The organism is Microvirga lenta (genome assembly GCF_020532555.1).
Classification (GTDB): Bacteria; Pseudomonadota; Alphaproteobacteria; order Rhizobiales; family Beijerinckiaceae; genus Microvirga; species Microvirga lenta.
Genome location: NZ_JAJBBR010000005.1, coordinates 323,068 through 337,677 on the forward strand (window position 1 = coordinate 323,068; position 14,610 = coordinate 337,677).

At 67.0% G+C, this 14,610-nt stretch carries 14 protein-coding genes; 8 read left to right on the top strand and 6 right to left on the bottom strand.

Going from position 1 to position 14,610, the window contains the following annotated elements; all coding sequences use genetic code 11:
• Positions 1–19 precede the first annotated feature (19 nt).
• From LGR44_RS09905 to LGR44_RS09920, 4 genes are all read right to left on the bottom strand, one after another.
• Positions 20–1,561 carry a chromosome partitioning protein ParA gene (locus tag LGR44_RS09905; protein WP_226739877.1) on the bottom strand — a complete coding sequence of 514 codons (1,542 nt, stop codon included), beginning with the start codon at positions 1,559–1,561 and terminating at the stop codon, positions 20–22.
• A gap of 72 nt (positions 1,562–1,633) precedes the next feature.
• Positions 1,634–2,989: a glycolate oxidase subunit GlcF gene (glcF, locus tag LGR44_RS09910; RefSeq protein WP_226739879.1), complete on the bottom strand. Its 1,356-nt coding sequence runs from the start codon at positions 2,987–2,989 to the stop codon at positions 1,634–1,636.
• A gap of 119 nt (positions 2,990–3,108) precedes the next feature.
• Entirely contained in the window at positions 3,109–4,293 is a 1,185-nt protein-coding gene (glcE, locus tag LGR44_RS09915; RefSeq protein WP_226739880.1) for a glycolate oxidase subunit GlcE, read from the bottom strand.
• Complete coding sequence (locus LGR44_RS09920; RefSeq protein ID WP_226739882.1) at positions 4,290–5,723, bottom strand: FAD-linked oxidase C-terminal domain-containing protein; 1,434 nt, start codon at positions 5,721–5,723, stop codon at positions 4,290–4,292. Before LGR44_RS09920 ends, glcE begins: the two co-directional genes overlap by 4 nt.
• A 141-nt stretch (positions 5,724–5,864) precedes the next feature.
• Here LGR44_RS09920 and LGR44_RS09925 point away from each other — a divergent pair, with 141 nt between their 5' ends.
• From LGR44_RS09925 to bfr, 8 genes are all read left to right on the top strand, one after another.
• Positions 5,865–6,254: a c-type cytochrome gene (locus tag LGR44_RS09925; RefSeq protein ID WP_226739885.1), complete on the top strand. Its 390-nt coding sequence runs from the start codon at positions 5,865–5,867 to the stop codon at positions 6,252–6,254.
• Complete coding sequence (locus tag LGR44_RS09930) at positions 6,251–7,054, top strand: (Fe-S)-binding protein (protein ID WP_226739887.1); 804 nt, start codon at positions 6,251–6,253, stop codon at positions 7,052–7,054. The genes LGR44_RS09925 and LGR44_RS09930 overlap by 4 nt, the downstream gene beginning before the upstream one ends.
• Positions 7,051–7,581, top strand: coding sequence for a DUF6653 family protein (locus tag LGR44_RS09935; protein ID WP_226739890.1), 531 nt, complete (start codon positions 7,051–7,053; stop codon positions 7,579–7,581). The genes LGR44_RS09930 and LGR44_RS09935 overlap by 4 nt, the downstream gene beginning before the upstream one ends.
• Positions 7,578–9,011 (top strand): LutB/LldF family L-lactate oxidation iron-sulfur protein, encoded by a 1,434-nt coding sequence (locus LGR44_RS09940; RefSeq protein WP_226739892.1) that lies wholly within the window; start codon positions 7,578–7,580, stop codon positions 9,009–9,011. Before LGR44_RS09935 ends, LGR44_RS09940 begins: the two co-directional genes overlap by 4 nt.
• Complete coding sequence (locus LGR44_RS09945) at positions 9,008–9,679, top strand: LutC/YkgG family protein (RefSeq protein ID WP_226739894.1); 672 nt, start codon at positions 9,008–9,010, stop codon at positions 9,677–9,679. The genes LGR44_RS09940 and LGR44_RS09945 overlap by 4 nt, the downstream gene beginning before the upstream one ends.
• Position 9,680: 1 nt before the next feature.
• A complete protein-coding gene (locus LGR44_RS09950) occupies positions 9,681–10,250 on the top strand; it encodes a putative glycolipid-binding domain-containing protein (protein WP_226739895.1) in 570 nt (189 codons plus the stop codon).
• A gap of 116 nt (positions 10,251–10,366) precedes the next feature.
• A complete protein-coding gene (locus tag LGR44_RS09955) occupies positions 10,367–10,624 on the top strand; it encodes a (2Fe-2S)-binding protein (RefSeq protein ID WP_226739897.1) in 258 nt (85 codons plus the stop codon).
• An 83-nt stretch (positions 10,625–10,707) separates the two neighbouring features.
• Positions 10,708–11,187, top strand: coding sequence for a bacterioferritin (gene bfr, locus LGR44_RS09960; RefSeq protein ID WP_226739899.1), 480 nt, complete (start codon positions 10,708–10,710; stop codon positions 11,185–11,187).
• 189 nt (positions 11,188–11,376) lie between these two features.
• On the opposite strand, the gene LGR44_RS09965 is transcribed toward bfr, so the two are convergent.
• Both LGR44_RS09965 and LGR44_RS09970 read right to left on the bottom strand, forming a co-directional pair.
• Positions 11,377–14,109 (bottom strand): bifunctional acetate--CoA ligase family protein/GNAT family N-acetyltransferase, encoded by a 2,733-nt coding sequence (locus tag LGR44_RS09965; RefSeq protein ID WP_226739901.1) that lies wholly within the window; start codon positions 14,107–14,109, stop codon positions 11,377–11,379.
• Positions 14,110–14,172: 63 nt separating this feature from the next.
• Positions 14,173–14,583 (bottom strand): GNAT family N-acetyltransferase, encoded by a 411-nt coding sequence (locus LGR44_RS09970; protein WP_226739903.1) that lies wholly within the window; start codon positions 14,581–14,583, stop codon positions 14,173–14,175.
• Positions 14,584–14,610 lie beyond the last annotated feature (27 nt).

The following is a 14,610-nucleotide window of genomic DNA, read 5'->3' on the forward strand; positions in this document are numbered from 1 at the left end:
AAGCGGGGCCTGAGGTTCCTTATTCCGCGTCGGGCGACTTGAGCGGCCTGACATTGGTCTCGACCATCTCCTCGTCGTCGAAGAGGGTAGGATCCTCCTCGGCCGTGTCGAGGCGGGTCTTCTTTCGCAGGGAGATGTATTTCTTCTGGATCTTGATGCGGCTCTCGCGGGCGATTTCGAGGGCGCCCTGCATGAGGGAGCGCTCGGCCTTCTCGTTCTGCAGCTCCTCGGTGAGGCGGCGGTTGGCGGCCTCCAGGGTGTTGCGCTCCTGCTCGAACCGCTTGGTGAGCTGATCGATGCGCTCGGTCAGGCTCGCCACCTTGTTGTCGGAGCTCTCGATCTGGAAGTCCTTGGCGGCGATGGCCTTGCCCAGCATCTCGACGCGCTCCTGCAGCTCGATGCGCGAGCGCTGCAGCTCGTTGACCATGGCGACCTGGCGCTCGACCTCCTGCTGGGTCGCCTCCAGGCGGCGCTCCAGGGTGTTCTTCTCGATGGTGGTCTCTTTAAGGTGGCGCTCGACGCCGCGCAGCGCCTCGTTCTTGTCGCGGAGCTGGTCGCGGGTATGGGCCAGGATCTTGTCCGTGGCGCCGAGGCGGGAATTGAGCCCCTCGATCTTCATGTCGAGGGCCGACAGGTCGGTCTGATGCGCCGAGCGCTCGGAATCGAGCTGCGTCTCCAGGCGCTGGCGCAGAACCTGTTCGGCCATGAGCTTGGTCTCGAGCTCCGACGCCCGCTGGCGGGTGGCCTCGAGCTGGGTCTCGAGCTCTCCATAACGGTTCGTCAGGCTGGAGAGGCGATAGTTCTGCTCCTCGGCCACCTTCTGAAGCCGCTTCACCTCGTGGTCGAGCAGGCCGTTCCGCTCGCGGGTCTCGATCAGCTCCCGCTCGGCACGGGCGACGGTCTGGTCCGCCTCCTGGGCTTCGAGGCGCAGGGCCTGGTTCTCTTCCGTGATGTTGCGGGCGCGCTCGGTCTCGATGGAGAGCTGGTTCTCCAGGTCGGCGACGATGGCCTCCTTGTCCTTCACGTTGAGGCGTAGGTCCTCGATGAAGGAATCCTGCTCGCGCACCTTGGCCTTGGCCTTGCGCAACTGGGACACCGTGGCGGACAGGTCGTCCGATATGCGGGCCTGGGCGGCGGAGAGATCGGCCAGCTCCCGGCGCAGGGCACCCGTGGTCTCCGTCTCCTGCCGGAGCACCGCCTCCGTTTCGAGAAGGCGCGACTGGAGCTGCGGATAGCTGCGGATCAGGTCGTAGACCGGCTCGCTGAGCAGGGTGAAGTCGTCCTTGAGGCTGCGGATTTCCTCCAGCCGGTCGATCAGGTTGGCGAAGCGGACCCGGATCAGCTCGTTCTTCTGGCCGACGGAGTCGAGCGCCCCGTCCGGGCGCACCACGATGGCCTCGCTCTTGGGCTGGGCGGGCTGCGGAGCCGGAAGCGCCTGTGTGACGATGACCTGCTCGGCCGGGGAATCCTCGATTTCCCCTTGCGACCTCTTGCCGAAGCGGTTCTTGAAAGACGACCAACCCGATGCCATGACGCCGTCCCCTTCCGGTACGAAATACATACTTCAGGGATCTTTTAGCCGAGACTGCGCAGGAGTGGAAATAGAATTTCGTTGCGCAGCAATGTCACAGGGTCATTCGGCAGCGATCGGCGCCGGGCGGGACAGCCGGTCCTTGAAGCCCGCGCTCTCCAAAGCTTCCGGTATCGGCCCGCCCGTCGCCCAGTCGAGAAGCTCGACCGTATGGACGATGGGAATGGCGGTGCCTTTGCCGATCTGGGTCATGCAGCCGATATTGCCGGTGGCGATGAGGTCGGGCTTGGTGCGCTCGATATTGGCCACCTTCCGGGCCCTGAGCTGACCCGCGATCTCCGGCTGCAGCAGGTTGTAGGTTCCGGCCGAACCGCAGCAGATATGGCCTTCCGGCACGTCCTTGACGGTGAAGCCCGCCTGCTTGAGGAGCGCCTTGGGCTCGGTCCGGATCTGCTGGCCGTGCTGCATCGAGCAGGCGGAGTGGTAGGCGACGACGAGATCCTGCCTCACCACGGGCTCCATGAGCTTCAGGCCTGCCATGTATTCCGTGACGTCCCTGGCGAGCGCGGAGACCCGGGCGGCCTTGTCGGCATAGTCCGGGTCGTCCCGGAACATGAAGCCGTAATCCTTGATGGTGGTGCCGCAGCCCGAGGCCGTGATGATGATGGCATCGAGCCCCTCGCCGTCCATCTCGGCGATCCAGACGTCGATGTTGCGCTTGGCGAAGCGGTGGCTTTCCTCGTCCCGCCCCATGTGATGGACCAGGGCGCCGCAGCAGCCCTCGCCCTTCGGCTGGACCACCTCGATGCCGTGGCGGTTGAGAAGGCGGATTGCCGCCTCGTTGAACCCGGGCTTGAGAACCGGCTGGGCGCAACCGGAGAGCATGGCGACCCGGCCGCGACGCGAACCTTCGGGCTTGAATGCTCCGGGATTGTCGAAGGGCGAGCGGGCGGGAACCCGGGCCGGCGCCAGATCGAGCATCGCCTTGAGCCGCGAGCCCACATACGGGATCGCCCCGACGAGCCCCTTGAAGGGCTTGGCCACCATGGCGGCCCCCATCGCGAAGCGGAAACGGCCGGGATAGGGCAGCACGTTCGCCAGGAGCGAGCGCAGGAGCCGGTCGTGCCACGGCCGCGTGTAGGTCGCCTCGATATAGGCGCGGGCATGGTCGATGAGGTGCATGTAGTGCACGCCCGACGGACAGGTGGTCATGCAGGAGAGGCACGACAGGCAGCGGTCGATGTGCTTCACCACCTCCGGCGTGGCGGGCTTCCCGCCCTCCAGCATGTCCTTCATGAGGTAGATGCGCCCGCGGGGCGAGTCGAGCTCGTCTCCCAGCAGCAGATAGGTGGGACAGGTGGCGGTGCAGAAGCCGCAATGAACGCAGGTCCGGAGGATCTTCTCCGAACTCGCCATTGCCGGATCCTTGAGCTGATCGGGAGTGAAGTTCGTCTGCATTGTCCTAGCTCCCCGCCTGCCACGGGTTGGCGGCCTTCACCGGGTTGATGACAGGCGTGCCGCCGGTGTCGAGAGCGATATTCGTCGCACGATACCGCCGGGTCGCGCTTCCTGCCATCCTAGAGACCCGCATACATCCGGCCCGGATTCAGAATTCCCGACGGATCGAGGGAGGCCTTGATGCCGCGCGTGAGCGCCATCACCGGCCCGGTCTGCGGCTCGAACACGTCGACCTGGGCCCTGACCTCCGCCGGGGCCCGCACCAGCGTCGCGTGTCCGCCGAAGATTCCTGTCGCCTCCCGGATGGCGGCCGCGCCCGCATCCCCGGCGGGCGGCGTCGCGATCCAGACGAGACCGCCGCCCCAATCGTAGAACCACTGGGCATCCACGGACCGGGCCACACGGGCGGCGAGGTCCGGCCCGCGCGTGGGCGCCGTCGAGACGCGCCAGACGGCCCGCTCGCCCTGCTCCGTCAGAACGGTCGCATCGCGCACCGACTGCCAGAGGGCATTCGCCCCCTTCCCTTCCAGAATGTCGGCGGCCTCGAATCCCTTAAGGAGGCGGCGCAGCTCGTTGAGGCGGTAGTCGACGGAGAGCGAGAAGCCCTCGAGCCGGATCAAGGTGCGGGCGCCCTGGCGGTCGCGGCCGGGCAGATGCGCCGCGCCGGTGACGTCGAAGGGCGATCCGAGCGCCTGCGACAGGGCCTGGATCGCGGCCCGGTCGTCGAGGCCGCGCATGAGCAGGGTCGACATCCGCTCGGGCTTGGGAAGCACCTTGAACGTCACCTCGGTGAGGAAGCCCAGCGTGCCCCAGGAGCCGGACATGAGCTTGACCAGATCGAGCCCGGTGACGTTCTTCATCACCCGGCCGCCCGATTTGATGACCTCGCCGCGTCCGTTGACGAAGCGCACGCCGATGAGGCTGTCGCGGGCCGCGCCCGCCATGATCCGGCGGGGGCCCGAAATGTTCATGGCTGCGACCGCGCCGATGGTCGGCTCGCCCCGCGAACCCAGGAGCGGCCGGTAGTCGACCGGCTCGAAGGGCAGCTCCTGCCCTTTCTCCGCCAGCGTCCGCACCACCTCCGACACAGGCGTCCCGCTGCGGGCCGAGATCACCAGCTCGGCGGGTTCGTAGAGGGTGACGCCCGACAGGGCAGAGGACGAGACCGAGGCATCCGTCTGGTTCGGGCGCCCCATCGCGGCCTTGGTGTTCTGACCCGAGAGGCTCAGCAGGGTGCCCTTGGCAGCCGCTTCGCCGATGATCGTGGATGCGTCCTGCTCGTCGCGAGGAAGAAGAAGCGTCACGCGGCGAGTCTCCCGTCGAGGGGGAAGACCTTGGCGGGGTTGAGCAGCCAGAGCGGGTCGAACACCCCGCGGACCCGCATCTGCTGGGCGAGATCGGCCGCGTTGAACTGATGGGTCATGAGATCGCGCTTCTCGATGCCGACCCCGTGCTCGCCGGTGAGGCAGCCGCCGACCTCGACGCACAGGCGCAGGATGTCCTCGCCCGCCTTCTCGGCCTTCTCCATCTCGCCCGGCTCGTTGGTGTTGAACATGACGAGCGGATGCAGGTTGCCGTCGCCCGCATGGAACACGTTGGCGACGCCGAGTCCGTAGGATTTCGCGATCTCGTCGATGCGCTTGAGCACGTAAGGCAGCTGACCGGTCGGAATGGTGCCGTCCATGCAGATATAGTCGGCGACGCGGCCCGTGGCCCCGAAGGCCGATTTGCGCCCCTTCCAGATCGCGGCGCTCTCGGCCTCCGACTGCGAGACCTTGATGGTCTTGGGCCGGAACGGCTCGGCGATGGCGACGATGCGCCGGAGCATGTCGTCGATCTCCTGGTCGGAGCCCTCGACCTCGACGATCAGCATCGCCTCCACGTCGAGCGGGTAGCCCGCATGGGCGAAGGCCTCGCAGATCTGGATGGCGGGCTTGTCCATGTATTCGAGGGCGACCGGAATGATGCCCGCCGCGATGACGGCGGCCACGCAGGCGCCCGCGTCCTCCACCCGCTCGAAACCGAAGAGCGCCGGCCGCGCCCCTTCGGCGGCGCGCAGGATGCGCACCACCGCCTCGGTGACGATGCCGAGCTGCCCCTCGGAGCCGCAGACCAGGCCGAGCAGGTCGTATCCGGCGCTGTCGAGATGATCGCCCCCGAGCTTCACCACCGTGCCGTCGAGCAGGACCAGGGTCACGCCGAGCAGGTTGTTGGTGGTCACACCGTATTTCAGGCAGTGGGCTCCGCCGGAATTCATGGCGATGTTGCCGGCGATGGTGCAGGCGAGCTGGCTCGACGGGTCGGGGGCGTAGAAGAAGCCCTCATGGGCGACGGCCTGGCTGATCGCCAGATTGGTGATGCCGGCCTCCACATGAGCGGTGCGGTTCTCGAAGTCGATGTCGAGGACCCGGTTCATCTTGGAGACGCCGAGCACGATGGCGTCCTCCTGCGGGATGGCGCCGCCGCAGAGGGACGTCCCCGCGCCGCGCGGCACCACCTTCACGCCGTTCTGCTGACAGAAGCGCATGATGGCCGAGACCTCCTCCGTGGAGGACGGAAGCAGCACGGCCAGGGGCATCTGCCGATAGGCGGTCAGCCCGTCGGTCTCGAAGGCCCGGCGCTCGTCCTCGGTCGTGATGAGTGCCTCCGGGGCGACAAGCCGCTGCAGGCCGGCGATGATCTGCGCCCTGCGGGACAGGATGGCCTCGTCCGGCTTTGGAAATGCAATCGACACGGCACCACTCCCTGACTGAACGCGCGGCAGCTTCCGACGCATGGCCGTCCTCGCAAGAAGGTAGCTGCTCTTGGGGGATTTTTCCAATAATGTAGAATCTCTCTAGGATGGCTCGGCCATGCAAGCAAAGGAGTTTTTTGGATGCGCTCACTCGCTCTCTCCGCCGCCCTCGTTCTCGCCGGGCTCGGCTCCGCCCAAGCCCAGGACGCAGCAGCCGGCGAGAAGGTGTTCGCCCAATGCCGGGCCTGCCACCAGGTCGGTCCCACCGCCAAGAACGCGGTCGGTCCGCACCTGAACGGGCTCTTCGGCCGCACCGCCGGTTCGGTCGAGGGCTACAACTACTCCCCGGCCAACAAGAATTCGGGCATCACCTGGGACGAGGCCACCTTCCGGGAGTACATCCAGAACCCCAGGGCCAAGATCCCTGGCACCAAGATGATCTATGCCGGACTGAAGGACGAGAAGCGCATCAACGATCTGGTCGCCTACCTCAAGCAGTTCGACGCCCAGGGAGCGAAGGCGACCCAATGAGCGCTCCCGCCTCCGCAAGCGGCGAGCGCCGGATGAAACCCCGTATCGGCCTTTTCGTCACCTGCCTGGTCGACCTGATGCGCCCCTCCGTGGGCTTCGCGGCCGTGAAGCTCCTGGAGGATGCCGGCTGCACGGTGGATGTCCCCGTGCAAACCTGCTGCGGCCAGCCGGCCTACAATTCGGGCGACAGGGGGACGACCCGCGATCTCGCCGAACAGGTGATCGAGGCGTTCCGGGGGTACGACTACGTCGTCGCTCCCTCGGGGTCCTGTGCGGGCATGATCAAGACCCATTATCCGGAGCTCTTCGCCGACGACCCGAACTGGCTGCCGCGGGCGAATGCCCTGGCGGCCAGGACCTGGGAGCTGACGAGCTTCCTGGTCGACGTGCTCGGGGTGACGAAGGTCGACTCCGCGTTCGAGGGCACCGTCACCTACCACGATTCCTGCTCGGGCCTGCGCGAGCTCGGCGTCAGGGCCCAGCCGCGGCGGCTTCTCGCCAGCATGGAGGGCGTGACTCTCGTGGAGCTGAACGAGAGCGACGTCTGCTGCGGCTTCGGCGGCACCTTCGCGGTCAAGTACAGCGACATCTCGGGCGCCATCGTGGACGCGAAGACCAAGCACGTCTCCGAGACCGGCGCCTCCACCCTCCTGGCGGGAGATCTCGGCTGCCTCATGAACATGGCGGGCAAGCTCAGCCGGGAAGGCAAACCCGTCGAGGTGCGCCACGTGGCGGAGGTTCTCGCCGGTATGACGGACGATCCGCCCATCGCCGCCGCGAAGGATCCCCGCCGCCCATGACCGATCACGGCCATATCGCGGCTCGCCTCTTCTGCATGGACGAGAGCACCTGGGAGCGGCATGCCAGCCCCTGGAGCGTCTGGACGCGGGTCCTCTCCCTGCCGGTCCTGCTGCTGGCGGTCTGGAGCCATGCGTGGCTGGGGGCCTGGGCTCTCGTGCCGGTCGCCGTCACGATCCTCTGGCTGTGGCTCAATCCGCGCCTGTTTCCGGCCCCCGGCCGCACGGATACGTGGAGCGCGAAGGCCACGTTCGGGGAGCGGGTCTGGCTGAACAGGAAGGCCGTGCCGATCCCGACCGATCACGCGCGCATGGCCCGGATCCTGTCGGGACTATCTGCCGCAGGCTTCGCCGTTGCCCTTGCCGGCGCGGTCCTGAATGACCTTCTCATGACCGTTTCCGGCGGCATCGCGACGTGGCTTTCGAAGATGTGGTTCTGCGACCGCATGGTCTGGCTCTATGACGACATGAAAGACAAGCATCAGCCGTATGCCGCCTGGCTCCGCCCGGCTCAGAAAGAGGCCCGATGACCGTTCACACCACCTCTCCTCAGTTCAAGAAGAACGCCGCACAGGCGCTCGGCGACGCCCAGCTCCAGAAGGCGCTCGGCAACGTGAAGCAGGGCTTCATCGACAAGCGGGTCAAGGCCGCCGAGAAGCTGCCCGAATTCGAGGCCCTGCGGGACTCCGCGAGGGACATCAAGGACCACACGCTCCGGCACCTCGACCTCTACCTCGAAACCTACGAGGACAAGGTGAAGGCGTCGGGCGGGCACGTGCATTTCGCCCGCAACGCCGAGGAGGCGCGCAGCATCATTCTCGGCATCTGCCGCGAGGCCGGCGCCCGGACGGTGACGAAGGGCAAGTCGATGATCTCCGAGGAGATCGGCATCAATCACCATCTCGAGGCACACGGCATCGTGCCGGTCGAGACGGATCTCGGCGAGTACATCATTCAGCTCCGCAACGAGCTGCCGAGCCACATCATCGCACCCGCGGTGCATCTCAACGCCACCCAGGTCGAGCAGGACTTCCGCCGCGTCCATACCCATCTCGACGCCAAGCGCGATCTCTCCGAGCCGGTGCAGCTGCTGACCGAGGCCCGCGCCGTGCTGCGCGAGCGCTTCCTCGCGGCGGATGTGGGCATCACGGGCGCGAACTTCCTCGTGGCGGAAACCGGCACCTCGGTCATCGTCACCAACGAGGGCAACGGCGACCTGACCCAGATCCTGCCGAAGACGCACATCGTGCTCGCCTCCATCGAGAAGCTCGTTCCGACGCTCGAGGACGTGAGCCAGATCCTGCGCGTCCTCGCCCGCTCGGCGACCGGCCAGGAGCTGTCGGTCTACACCACCTTCTCGACCGGTCCGCGCCGCCCCGGCGATGCGGACGGGCCGGAGAACTATCACGTGGTCATCCTCGACAACGGCCGCTCGTCGATGCTGGGCACCAGCTTCGAGGAGATGCTGCGCTGCATCCGCTGCGGCGCCTGCATGAATCACTGCCCCGTCTATCACGCGGTGGGCGGGCACGCTTACGGCTGGGTCTATCCCGGCCCCATGGGGGCGGTCCTGACCCCGACCCTGATCGGCGTCGACAAGGCCGGGCATCTGCCCAACGCCTCCACCTTCTGCGGACGCTGCGAGAGCGTCTGTCCTGTGCGCATTCCCCTGCCCAAGCTGATGCGTCACTGGCGCGAACGGGAATTCGAGCGGCACCTGAGCCCGGCGACCGTGCGCTCCGGCATCAAGACCTGGGGCTTCTTCGCCAAGCGCCCCGCCCTTTACCGGCTGGCGACCCGGGCGGCCATGGGCGCGCTCGGCCTCGCCGGACGCGGGAAGGGGCGCTTCGCCTGGCTTCCCCTGGCGAAGGGCTGGACGAAATACCGGGATTTCCCCGCACCGCAGGGCGAGACCTTCCAGGCCCGCTGGCGGCGCGAGCGCAAGGGACGAGCCGCATGAGCGCCCGCGACGACATCTTCGCCAATATCCGCCGGTCCCTCGGGGTCAAAGGCTCCGACACGATCCGGCGGCAAATGGTCACCGAGAGGCTGGAGCGCGCGCCGAAAGGCGTCATTCCCGAGCGCGGGCAGGTATCCGGCGACGAGCGGATCGCCCTGTTCAAGACCATGGTCGAAACCTCCCTCGCCACGGTGACGGAGGTCGCCTCGCCGGCGGAAGTGCCGCAATCCATCGCGCTCTTCCTGCGCAATCACAATCTGCCTGCGACCCTGCGCATGGGCGACGACCCGCGTCTCAGGGCCATGCCGTGGTCCGAGACCGCTCTCGAGATTGCCCACGGGCCGAGCGAAGGAAACGACCTCAACGCCGTCAGCCACGCTTTCGGCGGCATCGCCGAATCCGGCACCCTGGCGATGGTGTCGGGCCCCGAGAATCCCTCGACCCTCAACTTCCTGCCCGACAACCACATCATCGTGGTCTCCGCGAAGGACATCGCCCGGGACTACGAGTCGGTCTGGAACCGGGTGCGCTTCGCCTACGGCAAGGGCGGAATGCCGCGCACGGTGAACTGGATCACCGGCCCCTCCCGCTCCGGCGACATCGAGCAGACCCTGCTCCTCGGCGCCCACGGCCCGCGCCGTCTGCATGTGGTCGTGGTGAGGGACTGACATGGCCTTCGGCCCTCCCACAGCACGCACCATTCGCTGGTCGTCCTGGGAGGGGCTCGAAGATGGGCTCGAGCATGTGGACATCCGCCCCGAGGGGAGCGGGACCGTCGCCGCCGGCGTGATCGTCGGCGCGGAGGAGAGCGCCTGTTACGGTCTGACATATCGTCTCGTCATGGACGAGGCGTGGCGTATCCACGAGGCCCGTCTGGAGGCGACGACCGGCCCAAGTCTGCATCTGCAATCGGACGGCCAGGGCTCATGGCGCGCCGACGGACAGCCGCGCCCGGATCTTCACGGCTGCATCGACATCGACATCCAGGCCACGCCCCTGACCAACACGCTCCCGATCCGGCGGCTGAATCTTGACAAGGGTCAAAGCGCCATCGTGCGCGTGGCTTATATCTGGGTGCCGTCCCTGTCCGTCGAGGCGCAAGAACAGCGCTACACGGCTCTCGATCCGGGTGCTCAATACCGGTTCGAGAGCCTGGAGAGCGGCTTCCGAGCCGACCTCCCGGTGGATGGGGACGGCTTCGTGATGAACTACCCCCGCCTCTTCCGGCGTCTGAGCTGAGACACGCGGCCAACCGTGACAACTCGGCGCGGTTCACGGACTTGGCAAGCGACCCAATATCTGCGTTAAGTCATTGAAAGGAAACGTAGTTTTTAACTCTTCTAAACTAGCGCGCCATGATCGTCTGCTCCTGCAATGTGTTCTCCGACGGTGACGTGAAAGCCTGCCTCAAGCCGGGGCCGGATTGCCCGCGCACGCCCGCCCAGGTCTATCGCTGTCTGGGTTGCAGCCCCAATTGCGGTCGCTGCGTGCGGACGATCCGCTCGATCATGGACAAGGCCCTCGCCGATGCGGGAGCCGAGCCCATCGCGGCTTGCCAGCGCGGCTGCTGCCCCACGAGCCTGGAAAAAGCCGCCGCAGAGCCGACCCTTTGAAGAATGGATCTTCCTCCCTAGTTCATAAATCCTCTAAATAGCACGGCGCTCCCACAGGGGAGCCGCTTCGACGAGAGGATAGGATGAAGGGCGATCCGAAGGTTATCGACTATCTCAATCGTGGCCTGCGCAGTGAGCTGACGGCGGTCAATCAGTACTGGCTCCATTACCGGCTGCTGGACGATTGGGGCTATAAGGAGCTCGCCAAGACCTGGCGCAAGGAATCCATCGAAGAGATGCATCATGCGGATCGCTTCATCGAGCGCATCATCTTCCTGGAAGGCTTTGCCAATCTGCAGGTCCTCGATCCGCTGCGGATCGGCCAGAACATTCAGGAAATCCTGGAATGCGATCTCGCGGCCGAGCACGAAGCCCGCAACCTCTACGGTGAGGCGGCAGCCTACTGCGACAGCGTCGGCGACCGGGTGTCCAAGAACCTGTTCGAGGAGCTGATGGCGGACGAGGAAGGCCATATCGACTTCCTGGAAACCCAGCTCAACCTCGTCGAGCAGATCGGCGTCGAGCTTTATGCCCAGAAGCATATCGGCGGCCTCGACGACTAAGACCATTTTGCTATTCGCCGGGGATGCCGGAGTGTAACAGCGCTCCCGCCGCCCTGGCGTGAAGGCCTGTGTCGCGAAGCCGGCCGCCTCCGGCCCATGCCTTTGCATTCCACGCCGGCCCGGAGCGGCACGAAAGACGGATTTCCGCTCGATCCTATCCGCTCCTCTCCGATCTCTGCCGGCGTCGGGTCAGGCGGTCTGCGCCCATTTGGCCGGCTCGTCCATGGTCGCGATCGGCAGCGTCACGATACGCAGCTCCAAATCGTCCGGGTCCGTGCGGATCGAGAAGCCGAGGCTGCGGCACATGTCGAGCATGGTCGAGTTCTCGCGCAGCACCTGCCCCTCGATCTCGCGCAAGCCCTCCACCTTCGCCCATTCGATCATGAGCTTCATCAGCTCCCAGCCGAGGCCGAGTCCCTTCAGGTCGGAGCGTAGGAGAATGCCGTATTCCCCGGTCTCGTGATTGGCATCCGCATGGACGCGGACGGCGCCCATCATCTCGCCGCTGTCGCGGTCGAAGGCCACGAAGGCGATGGCGCGGGCGTAGTCGAGCTGGGTGAGGCGGGCCAGGAAGGTGTGGCTGAAGTCGCGCACGGGCGCGAAGAAGCGCAGGCGCAGGTCCTCGGGCGTGATGCGCTCGAAAAAGCGGCGGAACTCCTCCTCGTCCTCCGGCCGGACCGGGCGCACGAAAGCCTCGCGGCCGTTGCGCAGGGCGATGACGCGCTCCCACTCCTTCGGGTAAGGCCGCACGGCGAACCGGGGATGCCCCCTGCCCTTGCGGGCTTCGGCCGAGACCGGCGCCACCGCCACGCGGGCATCGACCGCGATGACCCCCGTATGGTCCGCCAGGAGAGGGTTGATGTCGAGCTCGCGCACCTCCGGCAGATCGGCGGCGAGCTGCGCCAGCTTCACCAGGACCAGGGCGATGGCCCGCTCGTCGGCGGCGGGTACGTCCCGATAGGCCTTCAGGATGCGGGAGACGCGGGTGCGGTGAATGAGATCGTCCGCCAGCTTGAGGTCGAGGGGCGGAAGGGCGAGCGCCTTGTCGTTGATGACCTCCACCGCCGTGCCGCCGCGCCCGAACAGGATGACGGGCCCGAAGGACGGATCGTCGGCGATGCCCATGATCAGCTCGCGCGCCTTGGTGCGCCGGATCATGGGCTGGATGGTCACGCCGGTGATGGCGGCGTCCGGCTTCAGCCGCGCCGCCCGCTCGAAGATGTCCGCGGCAGCCTTCCGGACCGCCTCCTCCGTCGTCAGGTCGAGCTTCACGCCCCCAATGTCGGATTTGTGCACGATGTCCGGGGACAGGATCTTGACCGCCACGGTCCCGCCCTCGGCCAGGATGGGCTGCGCCGCCCTGGCGGCCTCTTCCGGCGTCTTGGCCAGGATCACGGGCGCCGTGGGGATGTCGTAGGCCCGCAGGAGCGCATTGACCTCGAGGGGATCGAGCCAGCGCCGGTTCTGCGCCAGGACGCCCTCGACGATCCGCTGGGCGCCGGCCGCATCCGGCGCGAAGTCGTGCGGGAGACTGTCGGGCGTCTCCATCAACTCGTTCTGCGCCTCGCGATAGCGCACGAGCTGCAGGAACCCGCGAACCGCATCGGCCTCGGTGGAGAAATGCGGAATGCGAACCTCCTCGAAGACGCGGGCGGAATCCGGGTCCTCGCCGATCCAGGCGGCGAAGACGGGCTTCTGGCGAAACCCTTTCGCGCGATCCCGCCGGACCACATCCGCCACGGCCTTGGCCGCTTCCGCCGCGCCGGTGACCGCCGTCGGGACGTTCAGGATGAGGACGGCATCGTTCTCCTGATCGGCAAGAAGTGCCTCCAAGGCCCCCGAATAGCGGGCGGGATCGGCATCGCCGATGATGTCGACCGGGTTCGCATGGGACCAGGTGGGCGGCAGAATGGCATCGAGACGAGCGAGGGTCTCGTCCGAGATGGTCGCGAGGGTACCGCCGAGATCGATGAGCCGGTCGACGGCGAGAACCCCGACGCCGCCGCCATTGGTGAGGATGGCGAGGCGCTTGCCCGGAAAAGGCTTCTGCCGGCCGAGGGTCTCGGCCGCCGCGAAGAGCTGGTCGAGGTCGAGCACGCGCAGCAGGCCGGCGCGGCGGAACGCGGCATCGTAGACCGCGTCCGATCCGGCAAGCGCGCCGGTATGGGTCGCGGCGGCCTTGGCGCCCTGCGCGTGGCGCCCGGCCTTGATCACCACCACCGGCTTGGTGCGGGCCGCGGCACGGGCCGCCGACATGAACTTGCGCGCATTGTCGATGGACTCGATGTAGAGGAGGATCGCCCTCGTTCCGCCGTCCGAGGAGAAGAAGTCCAGGCAGTCGCTGAAGTCCACATCGACCTTGTCGCCGAGGGACACGATGGCCGAGAACCCCACCTGGCGATGGGCGGCCCATTCCACGAGACCGGCCGCCACCGCCCCCGACTGCGAGACGAGCGCCAGATCGCCGGGCTTCGCACCGCGAACCGCGAAACTGGCGTTCAACTTGGCTCGCGGCGCGATCACGCCGATGCAGTTGGGGCCCACGATGCGCAGGCCGTGACGCCGCGCCGCAAGACGGGCCTTGTCGGCCAGCGATCCCTCTCCGTATCCGAGCCCGGCCGTCGCGATGATCGCCGCAGCGACGCCCGCCCGCCCCGCATCCTCGATCACGTCCAGCACGTTGCGCGGCGGCACGGAGACGATGACGAGGTCCGGGACCTCCGGCAGGTCGTCCAGCGAAGCGTAGCAACGCCTGCCCTCGATCTCGCGGTGATGCGGATTGACCGGGTAGAGCGCCCCTTCGAAACCGCCCTCCACCAGGTTGTGCAGGAAAGTCAGGCCGAGGGAGCCGTGCCGGGGGCTGACTCCGACCACGGCGACGGAACGCGGCGCGAAGAGCTTGTCGAGGCGATAGGTGGACATGACGATCCTTCGTCTCGGGAGGGTGAGAGCGGTTGAAGCAACCTAACGCCAAACCGGCAGGGATCAATCGTCGACCCACCGATAGCGGGCGTCCGGCACCCGCTCCTCGTTCGCCGAGCCGTCCGTCAGTTCCGCGAGCCTGAACCCGCGTCGCTCGTAGAACCGGCGCGCCTGTCCGTTGGCCTGGAAGGTCCAGAGATCGAGCTGCCGACGGCCCTCCTTGGCCCGGACCAGAAGCGCGGAGCCGATGCCGCGGCCGTGCCGAGACGGCGACACGTAGAGGTGGTCGAGCCAGCCCTCTCTCACGGCCGCGAAGCCGGCCAGTTCCGCCTCGCTCTCCGCCAGCCACACCTCGGCGGCCGGAAAGACCCGGTTCCGGAAGAACGCCAGGTCCTCCTCGGGCGTATGCAGGTCCGGCAGATAGGGAAGGCTCGTCCTGCGCACGTGGCGGTGCAGCCTTGCGACGCTCTCCATGTCGGAGAGGCTTCCTCGGCGCAGCCG